The following is a 24,370-nucleotide window of genomic DNA, read 5'->3' as shown; positions in this document are numbered from 1 at the left end:
CAAGCCCCCAGGAAAGCCGCCATGCGTGTGCACTGCCTTTATCTGCTGTTGCTGGCCGCCCTGCCGGCCGCCGCGCAGATCTACCGCTACACCGATGCCCACGGCAACACCGCCTACAGCGACCAGCCGCCGGCCGGCGCGCCCGGTCAGGCCGTCGAGTTGGCGCCGCTGAACCGCATCGAGGCGCCCAGGCCGCTCACACCGCCCGGCGTCGAACCAACACAAACGCCACCCACCCGCGCACCGGCCTACACCACCCTGGAGCTGAGCGGCGTACCGAACGGCGGCGTGATCCGCGCCAACAACGGCACCTTCAATATCGAGGTCCGTCTGCACCCGTCCCTGCACAACAAGCATCGCCTGCGCCTGCTGCTGGACGACCAACCCTATGGCCAACCCGGCAACCTGCCGAACCTGCAACTGGTGAACATCGACCGCGGCGAGCACCGCCTGGCGGTGCAGGTGCTCGATGGCACGCGGGTGATCCAGCAAAGCCCGACACTGACCTTCACCCTGCAACGGGTTCATCGACCCTGAGGTGTTGTCGCGCCTGAATCTGCGAATACAGGCGCCGCTCATGCTCGAGCAGCCAGCGTTTGCGCCACAGCCCGCCGCCATAACCGGTGAGCGAACCGTCGGAACCTATCACCCGGTGACAGGCAATCACGATGGCGATCTGGTTGGCACCATTGGCCCGGGCCACGGCCCGCACGGCGGAGGCCGAGCCGATACCACTAGCCACCTCGGCATAACTGCGGGTAACGCCTGGAGGTATCGCCCTGAGGGCCTGCCAGACCGTGCGGTTAAAGGCCGAAGCATTCAGCGCCAGCGGCGTGGCAAAGCTCGCCGACTCCCCGGCGAAAAATCGCCGCAATTCGCTTTCGATCTGGTCGATGGGGGCAAAACGCCCGAAACCGATGGTCGAGCCGGTGTGCTCTTGCAAGCGCTTCAGCTCAGTGGCCAGGGCCGGACGGTCGAAGAACTCCAGCAGATGCAGGGCCTGCGCATCGGCCACCGCCAGCATCACGCCGATCGGGGTTTGTAGCCAGTCGGCTTTGAGCAGTTCGCGACCGCGCAGGTTCGACGGTGGCTGGCCGAGCAACCGGGTGAAGGCACTGCGAAAGCCGCTGTCGGAATCGAAACTGGCGCTGATCTGCGCATCGATCACGCTGGCGCCACCCGCCAGTTGCTGCATGCCCTCGCCGATCCGCCGCAGCCGGGCCATTTCCAGGAAGGTCACGCCGAAGTGGCGCTTGAAGGCCCGGCGCACCGTGGAAGGGTCGAAGCCGAGCTCGATCAGGTCGCCTTCATACCAGCGTTTGTCGGCATTGTTTTCCAGCAAGGCCAGCAGCTGTTTGACCAGAGGTTCCTGGGCGCCTGTCTGCTCCAGCGGGCGGCAGCGCAGGCAGGCGCGAAAACCAGCCTCGACGCAGGCCTTGATCGAACTGAAGAACACCGAGTTTTCGCGCTTGGGCTTGCGCGCCGCGCAGGTCAGCCGACAGAACACGCCCGTGCTCTTGACCCCGACGAAAGCGAACCCGTCATAGGCCGGGTCGCGCTCGAGCAAGGCGCGGTACAGGGTGTCGTCATCGGGCAGTTGGAACAGCAAGGGGGCGTTGTCCATGGCCGTCTCCAGCACCAGAGGGAAATGTCTGTGCACTGTAGAGCAGCGCCGCAACGGATGCCGCCGCAAATCAGGCGTTGATTCGCCAGCGAGCCCCTAAGCCCCACGCCACGCTAAAAAGCATGGCCAAAGGACCTGCCGTCATTCCGCATCGATAATCCAGGCCAAGGCAGGTTGCAGATTCTGGCCTGCGGGTAGCCGGCTATTCTCTAGCGCAGCCCGGAACGAATCGCACTATATTGGTGCACCAAACTGCCCCCGCATCTATCCACAGCCCATTTTGGTTCGAAAGTACCCAGCGCAGCCGGCAAAACGCTGCGAAACAGAACTTTAAACGTCCGTTTCAGGGCTCGAGCGCTTCTTTTCGGAGCCTTGGTTTGGTTTTTGCATTTTCTCGATACCAGCGCCTTATTCGCGCGTGCAATCCTGGGCCTGCCCGGGATTGCCTTGTTTCAAAAGAGGTCAACATTTACCCATGACCATCAGCGATCAACTGCACCGCTTGCTACTCGACAACCTGACCACCGCGACCATCCTGCTCAACGCCGACCTGCGCCTTGAGTACATGAACCCGGCGGCAGAGATGTTGTTGGCCATCAGTGGCCAGCGCAGCCATGGGCAATTCATCAGCGAACTGTTCACCGAGTCGGCCGAAGCCCTGAGCTCCCTGCGCCAGGCGGTGGAACAGGCGCACCCGTTCACCAAGCGCGAAGCCATGCTCACCGCGCTGACCGGCCAGACCCTGACCGTGGACTACGCGGTGACGCCGATCCTGAGCAATGGCGACACCCTGCTGTTGCTCGAAGTCCACCCCCGTGACCGCCTGCTGCGGATCACCAAGGAAGAGGCCCAGCTGTCCAAGCAGGAAACCAGCAAGATGCTGGTGCGCGGCCTGGCCCACGAGATCAAGAACCCCCTCGGCGGGATTCGCGGCGCCGCCCAGTTGCTGGCCCGCGAACTACCGGACGAGAACCTCAAGGACTACACCAACGTCATCATCGAAGAGGCCGACCGCCTGCGGAACCTGGTGGACCGCATGCTCGGCTCCAACAAGCTGCCGTCGCTGGCGATGTGCAACGTGCACGAAGTGCTGGAGCGCGTGAGCAGCCTGGTGGAAGCCGAAAGCCAGGGCTGCATCACCCTGGTGCGCGACTACGACCCGAGCATTCCCGATGTGCTGATCGACCGCGAGCAGATGATCCAGGCGGTGCTGAACATCGTGCGCAACGCGATGCAGGCCATCAGCAGCCAGAACGAGCTGCGCCTGGGCCGCATCAGCCTGCGCACCCGCACCATGCGCCAGTTCACCATCGGCCACGTGCGCCACCGCCTGGTGACCAAGATCGAGATCATCGACAACGGCCCGGGGATCCCCGCGGAGCTCCAGGAAACCATCTTCTTCCCCATGGTCAGCGGCCGTCCGGACGGTACCGGGCTGGGCCTGGCCATTACCCAGAACATCATCAGCCAGCACCAGGGCCTGATCGAGTGTGACAGCCATCCCGGCCACACCACGTTCTCGATCTTTCTGCCACTGGAACAAGGAGCCCCATCGACATGAGCCGTAGTGAAACCGTGTGGATCGTCGATGACGACCGTTCTATCCGTTGGGTTCTGGAGAAAGCCTTGCAACAGGAAGGCATGACCACCCAGAGCTTCGATAGCGCCGATGGTGTGATGAGTCGCCTGGCCCGCCAGCAACCGGACGTGATCATCTCCGACATCCGCATGCCCGGCGCCAGTGGCCTGGACCTGCTGGCGCGGATCCGCGAGCAGCACCCGCGCCTGCCGGTGATCATCATGACCGCGCACTCCGACCTGGACAGCGCTGTCGCCTCCTATCAGGGCGGCGCCTTCGAGTACCTGCCCAAGCCGTTCGATGTCGACGAAGCGGTGTCCCTGGTCAAGCGCGCCAACCAGCACGCCCAGGAGCAGCAGGGCCTGGAAGTGATCCCGGCGCTGGCCCGCACCCCGGAAATCATCGGTGAAGCACCGGCGATGCAGGAGGTGTTCCGCGCCATCGGTCGCCTCAGCCACTCCAACATCACCGTGCTGATCAACGGTGAGTCCGGTACCGGTAAAGAGCTGGTGGCCCACGCCCTGCACCGCCACAGCCCGCGGGCGGCTTCGCCGTTCATCGCCCTGAACATGGCGGCGATCCCCAAGGACCTGATGGAATCCGAGCTGTTCGGCCATGAAAAGGGCGCCTTCACCGGCGCGGCCAACCTGCGGCGCGGGCGCTTCGAACAGGCCGACGGCGGCACGCTGTTCCTCGACGAGATCGGCGACATGCCGGCCGACACCCAGACCCGCCTGCTGCGGGTGCTGGCCGATGGCGAGTTCTACCGGGTCGGCGGGCATACGCCGGTCAAGGTCGATGTGCGCATCATCGCCGCGACCCACCAGAACCTGGAAACCCTGGTGCACGCCGGCAAGTTCCGCGAGGATCTGTTCCACCGCCTGAACGTGATCCGCATCCATATCCCGCGCCTGTCGGACCGTCGCGAAGATATTCCGACCCTGGCCAAGCACTTCCTCAGCCGCGCCGCCCAGGAGCTGGCCGTCGAGCCCAAGCTGCTGAAAAGCGAGACCGAGGAATACCTGAAGAACCTGCCGTGGCCCGGCAACGTGCGCCAGTTGGAGAACACCTGCCGCTGGATCACCGTGATGGCTTCGGGTCGCGAGGTGCATATCAGCGACCTGCCGCCGGAGCTGCTGAGCCTGCCGCAGGATTCGGCGCCGGTGACCAACTGGGAGCAGGCCCTGCGCCAGTGGGCCGACCAGGCTCTGGCACGCGGCCAGTCGAGCCTGCTGGACAGCGCGGTGCCGAGCTTCGAGCGGATCATGATCGAGACCGCCCTCAAGCACACCGCCGGTCGCCGCCGCGACGCCGCCGTGCTGCTGGGCTGGGGCCGCAATACCCTGACACGCAAGATCAAGGAGTTGGGGATGAAGGTCGACGGCGGGGATGACGACGACAGCGACGAGGGCTGAGCCGCGTAATCCCCTGTAACCGCTGCCGCAGGCTGCGATAAGGCCGAAGGCCTTCAGCGATCTTGAGGTCCTGCGCGCCCTTCGGTCGCGAGCGCAGCCTTCGGCAGCGGCTACAGAGCAAGACATTCGTGTTGTGCCGAATGACAGATCCAATCGCGGGCAAGCCTCGCTCCTACAGATGCGATCGTGGGAGCGGGGCTTGCCCGCGATGCTTTTTGTGCACCGCAATGGTGAGCCTGCACTGCCGGAATGCGTGGCTGGGCAAGAAATTTCATCGTGTTTGGCCTGGATATTTCTCGCCAGAACAAATCCAAAAAACGACGAAAGCCCAGTAAATCGGGGCTTTTAGCTTTTCCTGCAAAATGGCTTAACCGGTTAAGCCAGAATTGGCACGCCCCCTGCAAAGACAAGATCATGAGTGCAGTCACTCACCCGTTTTGGGGACCTTGGTACAGGCAGGCCGAGAATCCCCTTCTTTACACCCGGAACCCATACCGCTCGCGGCGACGGGTTCCACCCGGTTTGGGGAACCCTGGTACAGGCAGGCCAGGGATTCCCTCTTTAACACCCGGGCTCATCACGCTCACAGCGACGAGCCCCACCCGTTTCGGGAACCTTGGTACAGGCAGGCCGGGGACTCCCTCTTTACATCGGGCCCAGCGCAATCAGCGCGGCCCTCACGCTTTTGGGAACCTTGGTACAGGCAGGCCGGGGCTTCCCCTCTTTACACCGGGCCCGGCGCAATCAGCGCCCCGCCCTCACGCTTTTGGGGACCTTGGTACAGGCAGGCCGGGAATCCCCTCTTTTATTCCTCGCGCAGCTGGATCTCCAGGCGCCAGCGCCCGTCGACCTCGCTGCCCGACCATTCGGCGTGCAGCGCTCTTGCTGCGACCACGTTCAGCAGCAACCCTTCCTCAGCCGCCCGCACCCGCCAGTTGGCATCCTTGTCGTTGATCTTCAACTGGCCCTTTTGCGCTCGCCCCTCGGCCTCGAACAACAGCGCCACGGCCCCGTCGATGTGCTCGCCATGAACCTTGGGCTCGTTGTTGAACCACACCACCAGGGCATTGGGCTGGACCTGCACCTCCTGCAACTCGGTGGGGTCCGGGGTGGTGAGGCGACCAATCATCAACCCGACCATCACGCCAAAGATCGCCAGCGAGCCGAATACCCGCAGCATTAGCTTCGGCCGGACGTCCGCTTCAGGCGTAGAATGCGGCCTGTCTTTTTCTTCGGAGCCGTGCATGTTTCACGTCATCCTTTTTCAACCAGAAATTCCGCCGAATACCGGCAATGTAATCAGGCTGTGCGCCAATAGCGGCTGCCACCTGCATTTGATCGAGCCGCTGGGTTTCGAAATGGACGACAAGCGCCTGCGCCGGGCCGGCCTCGACTACCACGAGTACGCCACCCTACAGCGCCATGCCGACCTCGCCAGCTGTCTTGAAAGCCTAGGCCATCCGCGCCTGTTCGCCTTCACCACCAAGGGCTCGCGACCTTTCCACGACGCCAGCTTCGCCGAGGGCGATGCCTTCCTGTTCGGCCCGGAAAGCCGTGGCCTGCCCGCCGAGGTACTGGACGCCCTGCCCGCCGAGCAACGCCTGCGCCTGCCCATGCGCGAAGGCTGCCGCAGCCTGAACCTGTCCAACACCGTGGCGGTGGCTGTCTACGAAGCCTGGCGCCAGCTGGGCTTCAAATAAGCCCCACCTCTGCACGACTCCTTGTAGCCGCCGCCGCAGGCTGCGATAAGGCTGAAGGCCTTCAGCGTGCTCAAGACCTGGCGCCCCCCTTCGGAGGCGATCGCAGCCTTCGGCAGCGGCTACAGGTTTGGCGCCGGCTATCGGCGTCAACCTCGAAACCTTGGGCCCGAACATGAAAAAAGCGCCTGAAACGGCGCTTTTTTCATGGAACCCGGCAGCTTATTGAACGGTGCCTTCACCGGCCGTCTGCAGGCGTTGCAGCTCTTGCGCGTACAGCGCGTCGAAGTTCACCGGAGCCAGCATCAGGGCCGGGAACGAACCGCGGGTCACCAGGCTGTCCAGCGCTTCGCGAGCGTACGGGAACAGGATGTTCGGGCAGAACGCGCCCAGGGTGTGGCTCATCGAAGCGTCGTCCAGATTCTTGATCAGGAAGATACCGGCCTGTTGCACTTCGGCGATGAACGCCACTTCGTCGCCGTTCTTCACGGTGACCGACAGGGTCAGCACGACTTCGTGGAAACCCTCTTCCAGCGCCTTCTGACGGGTGTTCAGGTCCAGGCCGACGCTCGGCTCCCACTGCTGGCGGAAGATCGCCGGGCTTTTCGGAGCTTCGAAAGACAGGTCACGCACATAGATACGCTGCAGCGAGAATTGCGGTGCGGATTCGTCTTCGGTCGCAGCGGTGTTCTGTTGGTCAGTCATCTCAGATCCTTCTTGATCTCGGGGTCATGTAGGGTTTGCTGAACTTGGGTGGTCAGTCAGGCCGCGAGCAGCGCGTCGAGCTTGCCGGCGCGCTCCAGGGCGAACAGATCGTCACAACCGCCCACATGGGTGCTGCCGATCCAGATCTGCGGCACGGACGTGCGCCCGGCCTTCTGGGCCATTTCGGCGCGAACCTGCGGCTTGCCGTCGACCTTGATCTCTTCGAAGGCTACGCCTTTGTTCTCGAGCAGGTACTTGGCCCGCGAGCAGTAGGGGCAGTAATCGCTGGAATAGACGACGACAGTAGCCATATCACTTCACCAGCGGCAGGTTGTCGGCTTTCCAGCTGCCAACGCCGCCGGACAGCTTGGCGGCGGTGAAGCCGGACTTCATCAGCTCGCGAGCGTGGGTGCCGGCGTGCTGACCCAGGGCGTCGACCAAAATGATGGTCTTGGCCTTGTGCTTTTCCAGCTCGCCCACACGGGCGGCCAGTTTGTCTTGAGGGATGTTCAACGCGCCGACGATATGGCCCGCGGCGAAGTCCTTGGTCGGACGAATATCGATCACCACGCCCTGCTCGCTGTTCACCAGCGCGGTCAGTTCACGGGTGCTGAGGCTGCGGCCGCCGCGGCTCAGCTCGTGAGCGATCAACAGAGCCAGCAAGATGACGAAGGCGCCGACGAGCAAGTAGTGTTCAGTGGCGAATTGAATCAGGTGAGCAACCATCAAGGAGGTTCCAGGGCGTTAAAATGTCGGCCAGTATACACAGCCCTCCGGGTCGGCCAAACCCCGCCCGGCGGTGACGCCACCGGAACTTCGCTTTAAACTGCCACTCCCTTTTTTCAACATTCTCCCAATCCAGCCACGAGTGGAATCTATGACTACCACGCCTAAACCTTTGGTCCTGATGATTCTGGATGGCTTCGGTCACAGCGAGAGCCACGAATCCAACGCTATCTATGCAGCCAAGAAGCCGGTCCTCGACCGCCTGTGCGCCAGCGTGCCGAACGGCCTGATCTCGGGTTCGGGCATGGATGTCGGCCTGCCGGACGGCCAGATGGGCAACTCCGAAGTCGGTCACATGAACCTCGGCGCCGGCCGCGTGGTGTACCAGGATTTCACCCGTGTCACCAAGGCCATCCGCGATGGCGAATTCTTCGAGAATCCGACCATTTGCGCCACCGTGGATAAAGCCGTGGCCGCCGGCAAGGCCGTGCACATCCTCGGCCTGCTGTCCGATGGCGGCGTGCACAGCCACCAGGACCATCTGGTGGCGATGGCCGAACTGGCCTTCAAACGTGGCGCCGAGAAGATCTACCTGCACGCCTTCCTCGACGGCCGCGACACCCCGCCGAAAAGCGCCACCTCGTCGATCGAACTGCTGGATGAAACCTTCAAGACCCTGGGCAAGGGCCGCATCGCCAGCCTGATCGGCCGTTACTTCGCCATGGACCGCGACAACCGCTGGGACCGCGTGGCCCAGGCTTACAACCTGATCGTCGACGGCAAGGGCGAATTCAACGCCGCCACCGCCCAGGAAGGCCTGCAGGCCGCCTACGAGCGTGGCGAGAGCGACGAATTCGTCAAGGCCACCACCCTCGGCGAGCCGGTGAAAGTCGAGGACGGCGACGCCGTGGTGTTCATGAACTTCCGTGCCGACCGCGCCCGCGAGCTGAGCCGGGTGTTCGTCGAGGACGGTTTCAAGGAATTCGAGCGCGCCCGCCAGCCGAAACTGGCCGGTTTCGTCATGCTGACCCAATACGCGGCAAGCATTCCGGCCCCTTCGGCCTTTGCCCCGGGCAGCCTGGAAAACGTGCTGGGCGATTACCTGGCGAAAAACGGCAAGACCCAGCTGCGCATCGCCGAAACCGAAAAATACGCCCACGTGACCTTCTTCTTCTCCGGCGGCCGCGAAGAGCCGTTCCCGGGCGAAGAACGCATCCTGATCCCGTCGCCGAAAGTCGCCACCTACGACCTGCAGCCGGAGATGAGCGCACCGGAAGTCACCGACCGGATCGTCGACGCCATCGAAAACCAGCGCTACGACGTGATCGTGGTCAACTACGCCAACGGCGACATGGTCGGCCACAGCGGCGTGTTCGACGCCGCGGTCAAGGCCGTCGAGTGCCTGGACCTGTGCGTCGGCCGCATCGTCGATGCCCTGGAAAAGGTCGGCGGCGAAGCCCTGATCACCGCCGACCACGGCAACGTCGAGCAGATGTCCGACGCCTCCACCGGCCAGGCCCACACCGCCCACACCAGCGAGCCGGTGCCGTTCATCTATGTAGGCAAGCGCGACCTGAAAGTCCGTGAAGGCGGAGTCCTGGCCGACGTGGCGCCGACCATGCTGAAACTGCTGGGCCTGCCGCAGCCCGCGGAAATGACTGGCACTTCGATACTGGTCTGATATCAAAAAGACCAAATAATGGGCCGCAAACGGCTTTTTATGACGAACGCCTCAAAGCAGTTGGCTTTGAGGCGTTTTTTTTGCAGCGAGGGGCGGGCATACTAGGCCGTCCCTTTCCCTGGTGTCGCCCGCCTCTATGCTTCGCGCCCTGATTACCCTTGCTCTGATCTGCCTGCTCCAACCGGCCTTCGCCGACGAGCGCGCGCAAACCCAACAGCAGTTGGACGCCACGCGTCAGGATATTGCCGAGCTGAAAAAGCTGCTGGGCAAGCTGCAGGAAGAAAAATCCGGCGTGCAGAAAGACCTGCGCGGCACCGAAACCGAGATGGGCAAGCTGGAAAAGCAGGTCGATGCCCTGCAAAAAGAACTGAAGAAAAGCGAATCCGAGCTGCAGCGACTCGATGAGGAGAAAAAAAAACTCCAGAGCGCGCGCATTGAACAGCAACGACTGATCGCCATCCAGGCCCGCGCGGCCTACCAGAACGGCCGCCAGGAGTACCTCAAGCTGCTGCTCAACCAGCAGAACCCGGAAAAATTCGCCCGCACCCTGACTTATTACGACTACCTGAGCCAGGCCCGCCTGGAGCAGCTGAAGAATTTCAACGAGACCCTGCGCCAGCTGGCCAATGTCGAAAAGGAAATCTCCCTGCAACAAGCCCAGCTGCTGGTGCAGAAAAGCAGCCTCGACACCCAGCGTGAAGAGCTCGACAAGGTCCGCAAGGAACGCCAGGTGGCCCTGGCCAAACTCAATGACGACGTGAAGGCCCGTGGCGACAAGCTCAAGGCCCGCGAACAGGACCAGGCCGATCTGGGCAAGGTCCTGAAAACCATCGAGGAAACCCTGGCCCGCCAGGCCCGTGAGGCAGAGGAAGCGCGACAGAAAGCGCTGATCGCCCAGCAGGAAGCCGAAAAAAAGCGTTTGCGTGAGGCCCAGGCCAGTGCCGACGAGAGCCCGAGCAAGCCGCCCCGAGCGACACCCGGCCCCTTGGTTTCCAGCGCAGGCGCCTCCTATGGAGGCCCTTTTGCTTCATCCCGGGGAAAACTTCCATGGCCGGTTGATGGTCGACTGCTAGCGCGCTTCGGCGAAAGCCGCGGCGACGATGCCCGGACCAAGTGGGACGGGGTGATGATCAGCGCCTCGGCCGGCAGCCAGGTGCATGCCGTCCATGGCGGCCGTGTAGTGTTCGCCGACTGGTTGCGCGGCGCCGGCCTGCTGGTGATCCTCGACCATGGCAACGGCTACTTGAGCCTCTACGGACACAACCAGACGCTGCTTAAAGAAGCGGGCGATATCGTCAAGGCCGGCGAGTCCATCTCCACTGTCGGTAGCAGTGGTGGACAGGGCGCGCCGGCACTGTACTTCGCTATTCGCCAGCAGGGTCGCCCAAGCGACCCGGCACAATGGTGCCGCGCGCAAGGATAAGCGCGCCATCTCATTCAGGAGTTCGTTCGACATGCTGCATTTGTCCCGCCTCACCTCGTTGGCCCTGACGATCGCTCTGGTGATCGGTGCGCCCCTGGCGTTCGCCGCCGAAACCGCTCAGTCGGCAGCCGCCACGACCACCAAGGCGCCATTGCCGCTCGAAGAGCTGCGCACCTTCGCCGAGGTCATGGACCGGATCAAGGCCGCCTATGTCGAACCTGTCGATGACAAGACCCTGCTGGAAAACGCCATCAAGGGCATGCTCAGCAACCTCGACCCGCACTCGGCCTACCTCGGCCCTGAAGACTTCGCCGAGCTGCAGGAAAGCACCAGCGGCGAGTTCGGTGGCCTGGGCATCGAAGTCGGCGCCGAGGACGGCATCATCAAGGTGGTGTCGCCGATCGACGACACCCCGGCGTCCAAGGCCGGCATCCAGGCTGGCGACCTGATCGTCAAGATCAACGGCCAGCCGACCCGCGGCCAGAGCATGACCGAAGCCGTGGACAAGATGCGCGGCAAGATCGGCCAGAAGATCACCCTGACCCTGGTACGCGACGGCGGTGCGCCGTTCGACGTGACCCTGGCCCGCGCCACCATCCAGGTGAAGAGCGTGAAGAGCCAGCTGCTGGAGTCGGGCTACGGCTATATCCGCATCACCCAGTTCCAGGTCAAGACCGGCGAGGAAGTCTCCAAGGCCCTGGCCAAGCTGCGCAAGGACAACGGCAAGAAGCTCAACGGCATCATCCTCGATTTGCGCAACAACCCGGGCGGCGTGCTGCAATCGGCGGTGGAAGTGGTCGACCACTTCATCACCAAGGGCCTGATCGTCTACACCAAGGGCCGCATCGCCAACTCCGAGCTGCGCTTCTCCGCCACCGGCAAGGACGAAAGCGAAGCGGTGCCGATGGTGGTGCTGATCAACGGTGGCAGCGCCTCGGCTTCGGAGATCGTCGCCGGCGCCCTGCAGGACCAGAAACGCGCGGTGCTGATGGGCACCACCAGCTTCGGCAAGGGCTCGGTGCAAACCGTGCTGCCGCTGAACAACGACCGCGCGCTGAAGATCACCACCGCGCTGTACTTCACGCCGAACGGCCGTTCGATCCAGGCCCAGGGCATCGTGCCGGACATCGAGGTGCGCCGCGCCAAGATCACCAACGAAGCGCAGGACAACGAGTACTTCAAGGAAGCCGACCTGCAAGGTCACCTGGGCAATGGCAACGGTGGCGCCGACAAGCCGACCGCTTCCGGCAGCAAGCCCAAGCCGATGCCGCAGGACGACGACTACCAGCTGGCCCAGGCCCTCAGCCTGCTCAAGGGCCTGAGCATCACTCGCAGCAAGTGATGGAAGCCATCGCGAGCAAGCCCGCCGCCTCCTCTGCAGGAGCGAAGCTTGCTCGCGATAGTCTCATCATGACCGCCACACCCCGCCAAGGCCTTACCCGAACCTTATGCTTCAAATCCCCATGATCAACCAACGCCAACCCCACTCAAGGTTGCCGTGGAGGCTCATGATCGGGCTTCTGTGCCTCCTCGCCTTCACCTCGACCCAGGCCGCCGAGCCCGCCCCGCGCAAGGCCTACCTGAGCCTGATCATCGACGACCTCGGGCAGAACCTGCCCCGCGATCGCCGCGTACTCGCCCTGCCCGGCCCGGTGACCACGGCGATCATGCCCGACACGCCCCACGCCGCCGAGTTCGCCCGCGAAGCCCATCGCGCCGGCAAGATCGTCATCCTGCACATGCCCATGGACCCGGCCACCGGGCCCTTCGCCTGGCACCCCGAGCTGCCTATCGAAGAGCTGGAAAAGCGCCTCAACGCCGCCTTCAAGGCTGTGCCCTACACCAGCGGCATCAACAACCACATGGGCAGCCGCATGACCTCCCAGCCCCAGGCCATGGCCTGGCTGATGGGCGAATTGCAGCGCCGCCACAAGTTCTTTGTCGACAGCCGCACCAGCGCCAAGACCGTGGCCGCCGCCGAGGCGCAGAAGATCGGCCTGGCCAGCGTGTCCCGCGATGTATTTCTCGACGACGAACGCACCGAAGCGGCGATTGGCACCCAGCTGCAGACCGCGATCAACCTGGCGCGCAAGCAGGGTTCGGCGGTGGTGATCGGCCATCCCTACCCGCAGACCCTGGCGGTGCTCGAACGCGAACTGCCCAGGCTCAAGGCCCAGGGCATCGACTGGATCGATATCAAGTTGATGATTAGCGTGCGCAGCAACAAGGCGATGGCCGGGCACGGCAAGGATGGGGTTTACCGCTGACACCAACATGCCCTGTAGCCGCTGCCGCAGGCTGCGATTGGGCGCGCAGCGGCCGCTAATGCGGCCAGCACATAATCCTGGGTGGCATGACATATCGTTGGCGACGGCTGCGCCGTCGATCGCAGCCTGCGGCAGCGGCTACAGGGGAGCAATCAGAGATAGCGCCCCATGATCTCTTCCACCACGCCTTCCTCGCGCAGTTGATCCAGCGCGGCCTGCAGCCGGGAGACGGTCTCGTCCGGGACATCTTTGTTCAGCGCCAGGTACAGCTGGGCGCTGTGGAAGCGCAGCACGGTCTTGAGCCCGGTCACGCCTTCCTGCCTGGCCAGATAGCGCCCGGCGGGATCGCCAGTGGCCCATAGGTCGATCTGGCCGCCGACCAGCTTCCTGGCGTTGTCCTGGTCCCTCAGCACCACCAGCGGCTTGAGTCCTTGCTTGGCCAGGGTCTCGGCAATGGCGTCGCCCTTGTAGGCGCCAATCCGGTATTTGCGTGCCTGCTCCAGGGATTGCAGGGCGATCTTGCTATCGCCCCGGGCCAGCATGATCCAGTCATCCGGGCCGATGGGGCCGACCCATTTGAACAGCGGCTCCCGGTCCGGCAGCCGCGCCATGACAAACACGCCATACCCCGGCTGCTCCAGGGCGAGCTTGTAGATGCGCTCCCAGGGAAAACGCAGGGTCAGGCTGTAATTGATCCCGGCACGCTTGAACATTTCGCGGACGATATCCACGGCGATGCCGTTGATATTCTCGCCCTGGGCGAAGTTCTTGCCGTTCTTGGCCATGTTGTAGGGGGGGAAGTTTTCCGTCAGCAGCACCAGGGAGGTGCCTGGCGTTTGCGCTGCGCGAGCGCCTGCGGCGAAGAGGACCGAAGCGCTGGCAAGAACAAGAAGAAGACGTTTGAACATGACGGGCTACCGGAATCCATGGCGTGCCCAAGAGTGCCGCGAGCCCGCCATGCTGTCCAGTGGCTACCGCACGACGATGCCGCGGTGCGCCATATAAGCCTTGGCTTCCGGAACCGTGTACTCGCCGAAGTGGAAGATACTCGCCGCCAGCACCGCGCTGGCGTGGCCTTCGAGGATGCCGTCAGCCAGGTGCTGCAGGTTGCCGACCCCGCCCGAGGCGATCACCGGAATGCCCAGCGCATCGCTGATGGCGCGGGTCACACCCAGGTCGAAGCCGTTCTTCATGCCGTCCTGGTCCATGCTGGTCAGCAGGATTTCGCCGGCACCCAGGCCTTCCATCTTCTTCGCCCACTCCACCGCGTCCAGCCCGGTAGGCTTGCGCCCGCCGTGGGTGAAGATTTCCCAGCGCGGGGTTTCGCCCGGCCCGGACACCTTCTTCGCATCGATGGCGACGACGATGCACTGCGAGCCGAAATGCTGCGCCGCTTCGCCGACGAACTCGGGGTTGAACACCGCCGCGGTGTTGATCGAGACCTTGTCCGCCCCGGCGTTGAGCAGGTTGCGGATGTCCTGCACGGTGCGCACGCCACCGCCCACGGTCAGCGGGATGAACACCTGGCTGGCCATGCGCTCGACGGTGTGCAGCGTAGTGTCGCGGCCATCGACGCTGGCGGTGATGTCGAGAAAGGTAATCTCGTCCGCGCCCTGCTCGTCGTAGCGACGGGCGATTTCCACCGGATCGCCGGCATCGCGGATGTTCTCGAACTTGACGCCCTTGACCACCCGGCCGTTGTCCACGTCCAGGCAAGGGATGATGCGTTTAGCCAGCGCCATGGTGAGTCCTCAGCCTTGGTACGAATCGCAGAAGGCTTGCGCCTCGGCGACGTCGAGGGTGCCTTCGTAGATCGCGCGGCCGGTGATGGCGCCGATGATCCCCGGAGCCTTGGCATCCAGCAGGGCCTTGATGTCGCCCAGGTTGTGGATACCGCCGGAGGCGATCACCGGGATCCTGGTGGCAGCGGCCAGGGCCGCGGTGAAGGGTACGTTGCAGCCCTGCATCATGCCGTCTTTGGCGATGTCGGTATAAACGATGGCGGACACGCCATCGGCTTCGAAGCGCTTGGCCAGGTCGATGACCTGTACGCTGCTGACCTCGGCCCAGCCGTCGGTGGCGACGAAACCGTCCTTGGCGTCCAGGCCGACGATCACTTTGCCCGGGAAGGCGCGGCAGGCTTGCGCAACGAACTCCGGCTCTTTCACCGCCTTGGTGCCGATGATCACGTAGCTCACGCCGGCCTTGACGTAATGCTCGATGGTTTCCAGCGAGCGGATGCCGCCACCGATCTGGATTGGCAGGTTCGGGTAGCGCTTGGCGATGGCGGTGACCACTTCGCCGTTGACCGGCTGGCCTTCGAAGGCGCCGTTCAGGTCGACCAGATGCAGACGGCGGCAGCCGCCCTCCACCCACTTGGCAGCCATGCTCACCGGGTCATCGGAGAACACCGTGGAATCTTCCATGCGGCCCTGGCGCAGACGTACACAGGCACCGTCTTTAAGATCGATAGCGGGGATAATCAGCATCTGGCAAAACCTTCAAATTCGATTGTTCAGCTTCACTCGGAAATCAGTTTTTCTCGAGCGCCCACAGGTCGCTTTCGATGCTTTCGAACCGCTCTTTGAGCTGGGCCTGCACATCGAAAATCGCCCTGTTGTAATAGTGCGGAGCAATTTCGCGGGTAAACAGTTCAAGAATCTCGGCCGCCTCGAACGAGCCCAGGTCGAGCTCGAAACGATCTGCCATGAAGCGCTGGATCTTGTGATTGGCCTCACTCTCCTGCTCGGGCGTGAGGGTCAGGATCGGCGCCTTGGTCTTCTTGACCGCCATTTACCAGCGACCGTCCCACGCCGCGAAGTTCTGCAGCAATTGCAGGCCATGGGTATGGCTTTTCTCCGGGTGGAACTGCACGGCGAAGCGCGAGCCCTCGGCCAGTGCCGCGGCGAAATCGACGCCGTAGTGGCCGCTACCGACCACCTGCCGCGCGTTGCCGGCGGCGATGTAGTAGCTGTGCACGAAGTAGAAGCGCGCCAGGTCCGGGATGTTGTGCCACAGCGGGTGGCTCACCGCCTGTTTCACTTCGTTCCAGCCCATGTGCGGGACTTTCAGGTGCTCGCCGTCCTCATGCAGGCCCTTGCCGAAGAACTTCACCTGACCGGGGAACAGGCCGATGCAGTCGACGCCGTCGTTCTCTTCGCTGCGGTCGAGCAAGGCTTGCATGCCCACGCAGATGCCGAGGAACGGACGGTCCTGGCTGACTTCACGCACCAGCGTGTCGAAGCCCAGGCGACGGATCTCCGCCATGCAGTCGCGAATCGCGCCGACGCCGGGGAATACCACCCGGTCGGCTTCGCGAATCACACTGGCATCGCTGGTGATCAGCACCTTGCCGGCGCCAACGTGCTCGAGGGCCTTGGCCACCGAGTGCAGGTTGCCCATGCCGTAATCGATAACCGCGACCGTCTGCATTACAGAACGCCCTTGGTCGAAGGCATCTGCCCGGCCATGCGGTCATCCAGCTCCACGGCCATGCGCAGCGCGCGGCCGAAAGCCTTGAACACGGTTTCGATCTGGTGGTGGGTGTTGTGCCCACGCAGGTTGTCGATGTGCAGGGTGACGTTGGCGTGGTTGACGAAGCCCTGGAAGAATTCCTGGAACAGGTCGACATCGAAGCCGCCCACGGTGGCGCGGGTATAAGGCACGTGCATCTGCAGGCCAGGGCGGCCTGAGAAGTCGATCACCACGCGCGACAGCGCTTCATCGAGCGGCACGTAGGCATGACCGTAGCGACGGATGCCCTTCTTGTCGCCGATGGCTTTGGTGAAGGCCTGGCCCAGGGTAATACCGACATCCTCCACGGTGTGGTGGTCGTCGATATGCAAGTCGCCTTTGCTTTCGATATCCAGGTCGATCAGCCCGTGACGGGCGATCTGGTCCAGCATGTGCTCAAGGAAGGGAACCCCGATATCGAATCGGGCCTTTCCGGTGCCATCCAGGTTGATCGAGGCTTTGATCTGGGTTTCCAGAGTGTCGCGCTCGACGGACGCCTTACGTTCGGCCATCACCAGCTCCGCAAAATCATTGGGCGAAAAAGGCGAACATTATAGGCCGGACGGCGGCTAAACAGGAACACGCAGGACAAGATCCTGACGGGCGCAACCCAATAAAGCCGGGGCTGTACCTGTCATGACAAGCAATATGCAACCTGTAGCCGCTGCCGCGGGCTGCGATCGGCCCGGGCCGCGTTCGGAGAACGGCCATGGCGATTCTGAAATCGCTGAAGGTCCTGCGGACCTTATCGCAGCCTTCGGCAGCGGCTACATCCTTGCCAGCGAAGCCTTAGTGGAACAACACCGCGGTCTTCTGCAGGGTGACCCACACGCCCCACGCCAGCGGAATACCCACTACCAGCCAGGCGGCAACCGCCAGCGGCACGCTGCCGGACGAGGCCTTCCACTCCAGCACGGTGGTGCTGTCCGCGCCCTTGTCATGGCCCAGCGCCTGTTCGGCGGCCAGCTCGGCGTCGCTCATGAAGTACTTGTCGGCCACCGGACGCACCAGCAGGTTGCACAGGAAACCCAGCACCAGCAGGCCGGCGAGGATGTACAGGGTGATGTCGTAGGCCGCGGCACGCTCGACGCCGATGCTCAGCTGATACTCACGCAGGTAGTTCACCAGCACCGGGCCAAGCACGCCCGCCGCCGCCCAGGCGGTCAGCAGGCGACCGTGGATCGCGCCCACCATCTGGGTGCCGAACAGGTCCGCCAGGTAGGCCGGAACCGTGGCGAAACCGCCGCCGTACATCGACAGGATGATGCAGAACGCCGCCACGAACAGCGCGACGTTGCCCAGGTGCCCGAGGTTCGGGATCAGCGCATACAGGGCAAAACCCAGGGCGAAGAACACGAAATAGGTGTTCTTGCGTCCCAGGTAGTCGGAGAACGACGCCCAGAAGAAACGACCACCGATATTGAACAGGCTCAGCAGGCCGGTGAAGCCGGCGGCGATCGCGGCGATCGACGCCAGTTGCGAGGCGTCCAGTTGACCGAAGGCCAGTTCATTGCCCAGCAGCTTGCCGGCGAAGACTTCCTGCAACAGCGGCGAAGCCATGCCGAGGATGCCGATACCCGCGGAAACGTTCAGGCACAGCACCAGCCATACCAGGCGGAACTGCGGGGTTTTCCAGGCCACGTTCACATGCACGTGACGGTGGGTGATCATCGCGTTCGCGGCTTTTTTCGCCGGCGGGGTCCAACCCTCGGGCTTCCAGCCGGTCGGCGGCACGCGGTACGACAGCGCGCCACCGATCATGAACACGAAGTAGATCGCCGCCATCACCAGGAAGCTCTGCCAGACGCCGACGCCGGTTGGCGAAGCGAAGTGGCTCATCAGTGCCGCCGCCAGTGGCGCACCGACCATCGCGCCACCGCCGAAGCCCATGATCGCCATGCCGGTGGCCATGCCGCGCTTGTCCGGGAACCATTTGATCAGGGTCGACACCGGCGAGATGTAGCCCAGGCCCAGGCCGATACCGCCGATCACGCCGGAGCCGAGCCACATCAGCCAGATCTGGTGGGTATAGATACCCAGCGCCGAAATCAGCAGGCCGCCGCACCAGCACAGCGCCGATACCACACCGGCCTTGCGCGGGCCGGCGTGTTCCAGCCAGCCGCCCCAGATCGCCGCGGAGCAGCCGAGGAAGATGAAGAACAGGGTGTAGATCCAGCCGAGCATCGAGATCGGCCAGTCGCACTGGGACGAAAAGACCTGAGCGATAAAGCCCATGTCCGGGGCGCAGGCCACCGGAGCGGTCACGCCCAGGGCCTTGGACAGCGGCAACCAGAACACCGAGAAGCCGTAGGCCATGCCGATGCACAGGTGGATGGCCAGAGCGGCCGGTGGAACCAGCCAACGGTTGAAACCGGGCTTGGCGATGATGCGTTCTTTGGACAAGAACGCCGGCTGGACGGCAATCGCGCCCGCCTCGGTGCTAGTGCTCATGAGTGTTTCCCCCAATTATTGGAATTATTCGCCGGCCACTCTTCACTCACGACCTTTGCACGCAGACGTGGTCGTTTTATCGAGTGAAGCTCCATAGAGTGCGACTTTTGGTCGCGGAAGGGCAGATGAACGGCGAAAGATTACCATTTGCTCGTGACAGAAAAAGCAAACTGCCATCACCTTTTCTGCGTCATCTGTACCGGAAGACGGCAATAGCGCGCTCCTACAGAAGCGCGCGGCCCAGCCGACGACGCTTGCCCCCTCGCCAGCCCATGCGCTGCTGTCGATAATGGCCAGCCATTCCTTCGCTCTGCACAGGATTCCCCATGCCCATCGTTGTCGAGTCGCTGAAAGAAATCAGCTATCAGGATCAGCAGGACCTGCAGAAGATCTACCGCGACGCCCCGCCCTGGCTGTTCGCGCCGCAGCGTGACGATATGGAACTGATCGAGGCCGCCCTGGGCGACGGCAGCCTGATCGCCGGGCGCTTCAACGACCGCCTGCTGGGCGCCGCCCGCCTGCAACGGCACCAAGGCGTCTGGCACCTGTCCCAAATGTGTGTGCGCAAGATCACCCGGCGTCGCGGCGTGGCCGAGCGACTGGTGAGCGAAGCCCGGACAATGGCTGCACGGCACGGCGCCACCTTGCGTCTGCTGGCCCCCGCCGGGCATCTCGAAGCCCAGGCCCTGGCGGCCAAGCTGCAGATACCGCTGGATGTGCTGCAAAGCGATCAGTGACCAGTGGCCAGGTCCGGGGCGTTATACTCCCCGGCTAAATTCGAATTCGACACTACAAGGACTCGCCCATGAAAGCGTTCGGCAAAATCCTGGGTCTGGTACTTCTCGGGCTGTTGCTGATCATCGTGGCTCTCGGCTTCGCCCTGACTCACCTGTTTGATCCCAACGACTACAAAGAAGAAATTCGCCAGATAGCCCGCGACAAGGCCCACATCGAGCTGACGCTCAATGGCGATATCGGCTGGAGCCTGTTCCCCTGGCTCGGCCTCGAACTGCATGAGGCCGGGGTCGCCACCCTGGCCAATCCGACCCAGCCGTTCGCCGATTTGCAGATGCTCGGTTTGTCGGTCCGCGTACTGCCGCTGCTGCGCCGCGAAGTGCAGATGAGCGATGTACGTGTCGAAGGCCTGAACCTGCGCCTGACCCGCAACAAGGATGGCCACGGCAACTGGGAAGACATCGGCAAGGTCGCCCCCGCCGACAAGCAAGCCGCAACCCCGGCCACCAGCACCGGCGAAACCACAACCACGACCCCGGCCACCACGGAAAAACCGGCGCAGCCGATCCGCCTGGATATCGACAGCCTGACCGTGAACAACGCCCGGGTGGAATACAACGACGAGCAGAGCGGCAAGCAGTTCACCGCCGAAAGCATCCAACTGAGCACCGGCCCGATCCACGAAGCGACCAATACCCCGGTCAAGCTCACCGCCTTCCTCGCCAGCACCCAGCCGGCCGTGCGCGTGCGCACCGAGTTGAAGGGCGAGCTGCGCTTCGACCGCGTCCTCAAGCGCTACCAGTTCGAAGACATGAAGCTGTCCGGCGAAGCCGCCGGCGATCCGCTGCAAGGCAAGACCCTGACCTTCGCCGCCCAGGGCCAGCTGCTGCTGGACAAGGCCGCCAACGTCGCCGAATGGAACAGCCTGAAGCTCTCGCTCAACCAGCTGCGCGCCATCGGCGAGCTCAAGGTCAACGACCTGGACAAGACCCCGCAGCTCAACGGCGGCATTTCCATCGCCCAGTTCGACCTGGCCAAGTTCGTCGACAGCATCGGCCAGACCCTGCCGGCCATGGCCGAAGGCAGCCTGAGCAAGGTCGAGCTGGTCAGCCGCCTGTCCGCCACGCCGAACAGCATCGCCCTGGAAAACATCAACCTGAAACTCGACGACAGCAGCTTCAGCGGCCGCCTGGCGGTCGAAGACCTGGCCAAGCAATCGCTGCGCGCCCAGCTCAAGGCCGACACCTTCGACGTCGACCGCTATCTGCCGCCGAAATCCGCCGAAGCCAACAGCGCCGCGGTCGCGCGCAAGGCCGAAGTACAGAGCAGCGAAGCCAGCGCCGTCGCCGGGGCCGGCAACTCGCCGCTGCCGGACGCGCCGACCAAGGGCGCCTGGAGCACCGAGCGCCTGCTGCCGGTGGAACGCCTGAGCAAGCTGGATGTGGACGCCGACCTGAGCTTCGGCCAGTTGACCCTGGACAAGCTGCCGATCCAGAACGCCACGCTCAAGGTCAACGGCCAGGGCGGCCTGCTGAAACTCGAAGGCCTGCGCGGTGAGCTGTACAACGGCAGCTTCGAAGCCAGCGGCAACCTCGACGTGCGCCAGCCAACACCGCAGTTGAGCCTGCAGACCAGGATCAACCGGGTACCGGTGGAACGCATCCTGGAAAGCCAGGGGCAGACCCCGCCGGTCAAGGGCCTGGTGACCCTAGACAGCAACCTGACCAGCAGCGGCAACAGCCAGAAAGCGCTGGTCGACGGCCTCAACGGCAACGCCAGCTTCGTGGTCAACAACGGCGTGCTGCTCAATGCCAACCTCGAACAGCAAATGTGCCAGGGCATCGCCACGCTGAACCGCAAGACCTTGAGCAGCGAGCCGCGGGGCAAGGACACACCCTTCCAGGAACTCAAGGGCAACCTGACCCTGCGCAACGGCGTGGCCAGCAACCCGGACCTGAAAGTGCGCATCCCGGGCATGAGCGTCAAAGGCAATGGCGACATCGACCTGCGCGTACTGGGCATGGATTACCGTGTCGGCATCGTCGTCGAAGGCGACAAGAGCGACATGCCGGACCCGGCCTGCCAGGTCGGCGAACGTTTTGTCGGCATCGAACTGCCGCTGCGCTGCCGCGGCCCGCTGGAACTGGGCGCCAAGGCCTGCCGCCTGGACCGCGACGGCCTCGGCCAGGTCGCGGCCAAACTGGCCGGCGATCGCCTCAGCGAAAAACTCGATGAGAAGCTGGGCGACAAGGTCAGCCCGGAACTGAAAAACGCACTCAAAGGGCTGTTCAAACGATGAGGGCCGAGCAGTTCGCACCGGCGGTACTGGACTGGTACGACCGCCATGGCCGCCATGACCTGCCCTGGCAGCAGGAGATCAACCCATACCGGGTATGGGTCTCGGAAATCATGTTGCAGCAGACCCAGGTCAGCACCGTGCTCAACTACTTCGACCGGTTCATGGCCTCGCTGCCGACGGTCCAGGCCCTGGCCGCCTCGCCGGAAGACGAAGTGCTGCACCTGTGGACCGGCCTGGGTTACTACACCCGCGCGCGCAACCTGCAAAAGACCGCGAAAATCGTGGTCGCCGAGTACGGCGGCGAGTTTCCCCGCGACGTGGAAAAACTCACCGGGCTGCCGGGCATCGGCCTGTCCACCGCCGGCGCCATCGCCAGCATCAGCATGGGCCTGCGCGCGCCGATCCTCGACGGTAACGTCAAGCGGGTGCTGGCGCGCTTTACCGCGCAGGAGGGCTACCCGGGCGAACCCAAGGTGGCCAAGCAGCTATGGGCCGCGGCCGAGCGCTTCACCCCGCAGACCCGGGTGAACCATTACACCCAGGCGATGATGGACCTGGGCGCCACCCTCTGCACCCGGAGCAAGCCCAGCTGCCTGCTGTGCCCCCTGGAAAGAGACTGCGAAGCGCACATGCTGGGCCTGGAAACCCGCTACCCGATTCCCAAGCCACGCAAGACGGTCCCGCAGAAACGCACGCTGATGCCGATGCTGGCCAACCACGAAGGCGCCATTCTGCTGTACCGCCGGCCCTCCAGCGGCCTGTGGGGCGGCTTGTGGAGCCTGCCGGAGCTGGACGATCTGGCGGATCTGGAACACCTGGCTTCGCAGCACTCGCTGGAGCTGGGCAAGCAACAGGAAATGCCCGGCCTGGTGCACACCTTCAGTCACTTCCAGCTGGCCATCGAGCCCTGGCTGGTGCAGGTCCAGGCATCCACCCATCACGTGGCCGAGGCCGACTGGCTCTGGTATAACCTCGCCACCCCGCCGCGCCTGGGCCTTGCCGCCCCGGTGAAAAAGCTGCTCAAACGCGCGGCCGACGTATTGAACGCAGGAGAGTTGCAATGACCCGCACCGTAATGTGCCGCAAGTACAAAGAACAATTGCCGGGCCTGGAGCGTCCTCCGTACCCAGGTGCCAAGGGCCAGGAGATTTTCGAGCACGTGTCCGCCAAGGCCTGGGCCGACTGGCAGAAACACCAGACCCTGCTGATCAACGAAAAACGCCTGAACATGATGAACGCCGAAGACCGCAAATACCTGCAGGGCGAGATGGACAAGTTCTTCTCCGGAGAGGAATACGCCAAGGCCGACGGCTATGTGCCGCCGTCCGAGTAATTGCGCTCAAATCGGGGCGGGAACGTAAGCGGCGGTAATAATTAAACTTTTTTTCAAAACTTGCTTGACGCCCCCCCGAAAAACCCGTTTAATGCGCCCCGTTGCCCAGATAGCTCAGTCGGTAGAGCAGGGGATTGAAAATCCCCGTGTCGGCGGTTCGATTCCGTCTCTGGGCACCACTAATACCGAAACCCCTGAATCGCGAGATTCAGGGGTTTTTTATTGCCTGCGATTTGATGTGCCTGTTTTAGCATCGCAACCTTCACTCAATAACTGTCATTCCAGTGCAGGTTGAGGTCGCGAACGCCCGCCACTTTCATATCCACCGTGTTGCGCTCGGTATGCCCGCCACGGCTGGCGATAACCTGGTACTTGCCGGTCGGCAGTTGCACAAGGACGATGGGGCCCACCTGATTCAGGCTCAGGACCGGTTGCCCTTGCGGATTCTGGATCGCCAGGTCGACATCCGAGGTGTATTTGTTTTCCGGGCCGACGGAAAAGGTCATGTGCAGGTTGTACCCCTTGGTCTGCAGGAGCGTCCGCGATTCGTCCAGGCCGATACCGCCGGACAGATAGGTAATGCCGTTCTGCTGTTGAGGTTCCAGCTGCACGCCCGCCGGGTCGATGGGCTCGTTGCTGGGGGTGGCGGACTGTACGCTGAACGGCGCGAGTGACAGGAACGCCGCGAGAACGCCTGTTACGACACACAAGTAAAAGGACTTCATGATGAGCACTCCCGGGTTCGTCTCGAACCACTGAATGGGAACGCCACCGCCAAGAGCCCAGCCCCAGAACGGCAGCGTCCGGGTCTCCCCTTTTCATCTTGAATGGCCCAGCTACGCCTCAGGCAAACGATGCTCGAATGAACAGCCCGTGAGCGTCATGCATCCGTGATCGCCCCAGGCCCTGATATTCAGTGTAC

Annotated in this window: 25 protein-coding genes and 1 tRNA gene; 13 read left to right on the top strand and 13 right to left on the bottom strand. The window is 63.4% G+C overall.

All coding sequences use genetic code 11. From position 1 onward, the window contains the following. The first annotated feature begins 21 nt into the window (after positions 1 to 21). Positions 22 to 537: a DUF4124 domain-containing protein gene (locus tag CRO75_RS01290; RefSeq protein ID WP_097134212.1), complete on the top strand. Its 516-nt coding sequence runs from the start codon at positions 22 to 24 to the stop codon at positions 535 to 537. Here the strand turns inward: CRO75_RS01290 and CRO75_RS01285 are convergent. Continuing rightward, positions 509 to 1,624 carry a trifunctional transcriptional activator/DNA repair protein Ada/methylated-DNA--[protein]-cysteine S-methyltransferase gene (locus tag CRO75_RS01285; RefSeq protein WP_097134211.1) on the bottom strand — a complete coding sequence of 372 codons (1,116 nt, stop codon included), beginning with the start codon at positions 1,622 to 1,624 and terminating at the stop codon, positions 509 to 511. The two genes, CRO75_RS01290 and CRO75_RS01285, sit on opposite strands and share 29 nt — an antisense overlap. Positions 1,625 to 2,099: 475 nt before the next feature. Between CRO75_RS01285 and glnL the strand changes: the two genes are divergently transcribed. Beyond that, positions 2,100 to 3,185, top strand: coding sequence for a nitrogen regulation protein NR(II) (glnL, locus tag CRO75_RS01280; RefSeq protein ID WP_009041766.1), 1,086 nt, complete (start codon positions 2,100 to 2,102; stop codon positions 3,183 to 3,185). Next, positions 3,182 to 4,618: a nitrogen regulation protein NR(I) gene (gene ntrC / locus CRO75_RS01275; protein ID WP_007929941.1), complete on the top strand. Its 1,437-nt coding sequence runs from the start codon at positions 3,182 to 3,184 to the stop codon at positions 4,616 to 4,618. Before glnL ends, ntrC begins: the two co-directional genes overlap by 4 nt. A gap of 805 nt (positions 4,619 to 5,423) precedes the next feature. Here the strand turns inward: ntrC and CRO75_RS01270 are convergent. After that, a complete protein-coding gene (locus CRO75_RS01270) occupies positions 5,424 to 5,864 on the bottom strand; it encodes a hypothetical protein (RefSeq protein ID WP_009041765.1) in 441 nt (146 codons plus the stop codon). Between CRO75_RS01270 and trmL the strand changes: the two genes are divergently transcribed. Further along, positions 5,863 to 6,318, top strand: a complete 456-nt coding sequence (gene trmL, locus CRO75_RS01265; RefSeq protein WP_007930832.1) for a tRNA (uridine(34)/cytosine(34)/5-carboxymethylaminomethyluridine(34)-2'-O)-methyltransferase TrmL — start codon at positions 5,863 to 5,865, stop codon at positions 6,316 to 6,318. The genes CRO75_RS01270 and trmL overlap by 2 nt on opposite strands. A 219-nt stretch (positions 6,319 to 6,537) precedes the next feature. Here the strand turns inward: trmL and secB are convergent, their stop codons facing one another. From secB to CRO75_RS01250, 3 genes are read right to left on the bottom strand one after another with little or no spacing between them, the layout of a single operon-like run. Continuing rightward, a complete protein-coding gene (gene secB, locus CRO75_RS01260) occupies positions 6,538 to 7,020 on the bottom strand; it encodes a protein-export chaperone SecB (protein ID WP_097134210.1) in 483 nt (160 codons plus the stop codon). Positions 7,021 to 7,076: 56 nt separating this feature from the next. Further along, a complete protein-coding gene (gene grxC, locus CRO75_RS01255) occupies positions 7,077 to 7,331 on the bottom strand; it encodes a glutaredoxin 3 (protein WP_009041764.1) in 255 nt (84 codons plus the stop codon). A 1-nt stretch (position 7,332) separates the two neighbouring features. Continuing rightward, entirely contained in the window at positions 7,333 to 7,746 is a 414-nt protein-coding gene (locus tag CRO75_RS01250) for a rhodanese-like domain-containing protein (protein ID WP_007930821.1), read from the bottom strand. 151 nt (positions 7,747 to 7,897) lie between these two features. Here CRO75_RS01250 and gpmI point away from each other — a divergent pair, with 151 nt between their 5' ends. From gpmI to CRO75_RS01230, 4 genes are all read left to right on the top strand, one after another. After that, on the top strand, positions 7,898 to 9,427 hold the full coding sequence (gene gpmI, locus CRO75_RS01245; RefSeq protein WP_097134209.1) for a 2,3-bisphosphoglycerate-independent phosphoglycerate mutase: 1,530 nt from the start codon (positions 7,898 to 7,900) through the stop codon (positions 9,425 to 9,427). Positions 9,428 to 9,563: 136 nt separating this feature from the next. Beyond that, positions 9,564 to 10,850, top strand: a complete 1,287-nt coding sequence (locus tag CRO75_RS01240) for a murein hydrolase activator EnvC (RefSeq protein WP_053259311.1) — start codon at positions 9,564 to 9,566, stop codon at positions 10,848 to 10,850. A gap of 31 nt (positions 10,851 to 10,881) precedes the next feature. Further along, positions 10,882 to 12,192, top strand: coding sequence for a S41 family peptidase (locus CRO75_RS01235; RefSeq protein WP_097134208.1), 1,311 nt, complete (start codon positions 10,882 to 10,884; stop codon positions 12,190 to 12,192). Positions 12,193 to 12,358: 166 nt separating this feature from the next. Further along, entirely contained in the window at positions 12,359 to 13,117 is a 759-nt protein-coding gene (locus CRO75_RS01230) for a divergent polysaccharide deacetylase family protein (RefSeq protein ID WP_097134207.1), read from the top strand. Between the two features lie 152 nt (positions 13,118 to 13,269). On the opposite strand, the gene CRO75_RS01225 is transcribed toward CRO75_RS01230, so the two are convergent. From CRO75_RS01225 to CRO75_RS01195, 7 genes are all read right to left on the bottom strand, one after another. After that, positions 13,270 to 14,025: an ABC transporter substrate-binding protein gene (locus CRO75_RS01225; protein ID WP_097134206.1), complete on the bottom strand. Its 756-nt coding sequence runs from the start codon at positions 14,023 to 14,025 to the stop codon at positions 13,270 to 13,272. A 63-nt stretch (positions 14,026 to 14,088) separates the two neighbouring features. Then, on the bottom strand, positions 14,089 to 14,859 hold the full coding sequence (hisF, locus tag CRO75_RS01220) for an imidazole glycerol phosphate synthase subunit HisF (RefSeq protein WP_007921812.1): 771 nt from the start codon (positions 14,857 to 14,859) through the stop codon (positions 14,089 to 14,091). 9 nt (positions 14,860 to 14,868) lie between these two features. Beyond that, positions 14,869 to 15,606, bottom strand: a complete 738-nt coding sequence (hisA, locus tag CRO75_RS01215; RefSeq protein WP_009041758.1) for a 1-(5-phosphoribosyl)-5-[(5-phosphoribosylamino)methylideneamino]imidazole-4-carboxamide isomerase — start codon at positions 15,604 to 15,606, stop codon at positions 14,869 to 14,871. Positions 15,607 to 15,649: 43 nt separating this feature from the next. Beyond that, entirely contained in the window at positions 15,650 to 15,910 is a 261-nt protein-coding gene (locus tag CRO75_RS01210; RefSeq protein ID WP_087089689.1) for a DUF2164 domain-containing protein, read from the bottom strand. Further along, positions 15,911 to 16,549 carry an imidazole glycerol phosphate synthase subunit HisH gene (gene hisH / locus CRO75_RS01205; RefSeq protein ID WP_097134205.1) on the bottom strand — a complete coding sequence of 213 codons (639 nt, stop codon included), beginning with the start codon at positions 16,547 to 16,549 and terminating at the stop codon, positions 15,911 to 15,913. Continuing rightward, the gene (hisB, locus tag CRO75_RS01200; protein ID WP_007921806.1) at positions 16,549 to 17,142 is read right to left on the bottom strand and encodes an imidazoleglycerol-phosphate dehydratase HisB; all 594 of its coding nucleotides are present in this window, start codon (positions 17,140 to 17,142) and stop codon (positions 16,549 to 16,551) included. Before hisB ends, hisH begins: the two co-directional genes overlap by 1 nt. A 277-nt stretch (positions 17,143 to 17,419) precedes the next feature. Next, complete coding sequence (locus CRO75_RS01195) at positions 17,420 to 19,081, bottom strand: OFA family MFS transporter (protein WP_097134204.1); 1,662 nt, start codon at positions 19,079 to 19,081, stop codon at positions 17,420 to 17,422. Between the two features lie 326 nt (positions 19,082 to 19,407). Here CRO75_RS01195 and CRO75_RS01190 point away from each other — a divergent pair, with 326 nt between their 5' ends. The 5 genes from CRO75_RS01190 (at position 19,408) to CRO75_RS01170 (ending at position 23,627) form a co-directional block, all read left to right on the top strand. Further along, positions 19,408 to 19,818 carry an acetyl-CoA sensor PanZ family protein gene (locus CRO75_RS01190; protein ID WP_062823945.1) on the top strand — a complete coding sequence of 137 codons (411 nt, stop codon included), beginning with the start codon at positions 19,408 to 19,410 and terminating at the stop codon, positions 19,816 to 19,818. Positions 19,819 to 19,886: 68 nt separating this feature from the next. After that, positions 19,887 to 22,115 (top strand): AsmA family protein, encoded by a 2,229-nt coding sequence (locus tag CRO75_RS01185; RefSeq protein ID WP_097134203.1) that lies wholly within the window; start codon positions 19,887 to 19,889, stop codon positions 22,113 to 22,115. Further along, positions 22,112 to 23,179 (top strand): A/G-specific adenine glycosylase, encoded by a 1,068-nt coding sequence (mutY, locus tag CRO75_RS01180; RefSeq protein ID WP_097134202.1) that lies wholly within the window; start codon positions 22,112 to 22,114, stop codon positions 23,177 to 23,179. The genes CRO75_RS01185 and mutY overlap by 4 nt, the downstream gene beginning before the upstream one ends. Next, positions 23,176 to 23,448, top strand: coding sequence for an oxidative damage protection protein (locus CRO75_RS01175; RefSeq protein ID WP_007921798.1), 273 nt, complete (start codon positions 23,176 to 23,178; stop codon positions 23,446 to 23,448). Before mutY ends, CRO75_RS01175 begins: the two co-directional genes overlap by 4 nt. Positions 23,449 to 23,551: 103 nt before the next feature. Further along, positions 23,552 to 23,627, top strand: a tRNA-Phe gene (locus tag CRO75_RS01170). Positions 23,628 to 23,714: 87 nt separating this feature from the next. Here the strand turns inward: CRO75_RS01170 and CRO75_RS01165 are convergent. Then, positions 23,715 to 24,173 (bottom strand): hypothetical protein, encoded by a 459-nt coding sequence (locus CRO75_RS01165; RefSeq protein WP_097134201.1) that lies wholly within the window; start codon positions 24,171 to 24,173, stop codon positions 23,715 to 23,717. Positions 24,174 to 24,370 lie beyond the last annotated feature (197 nt).

Origin of the sequence: Pseudomonas sp. LAMO17WK12:I10 (assembly GCF_900215185.1) — a bacterium.
In the GTDB taxonomy this organism is placed as follows: Bacteria; Pseudomonadota; Gammaproteobacteria; order Pseudomonadales; family Pseudomonadaceae; genus Aquipseudomonas; species Aquipseudomonas chlororaphis.
The sequence above is the reverse complement of the archived record's forward strand: the minus strand, read 5'-3'. Positions and strand labels throughout refer to the sequence as shown.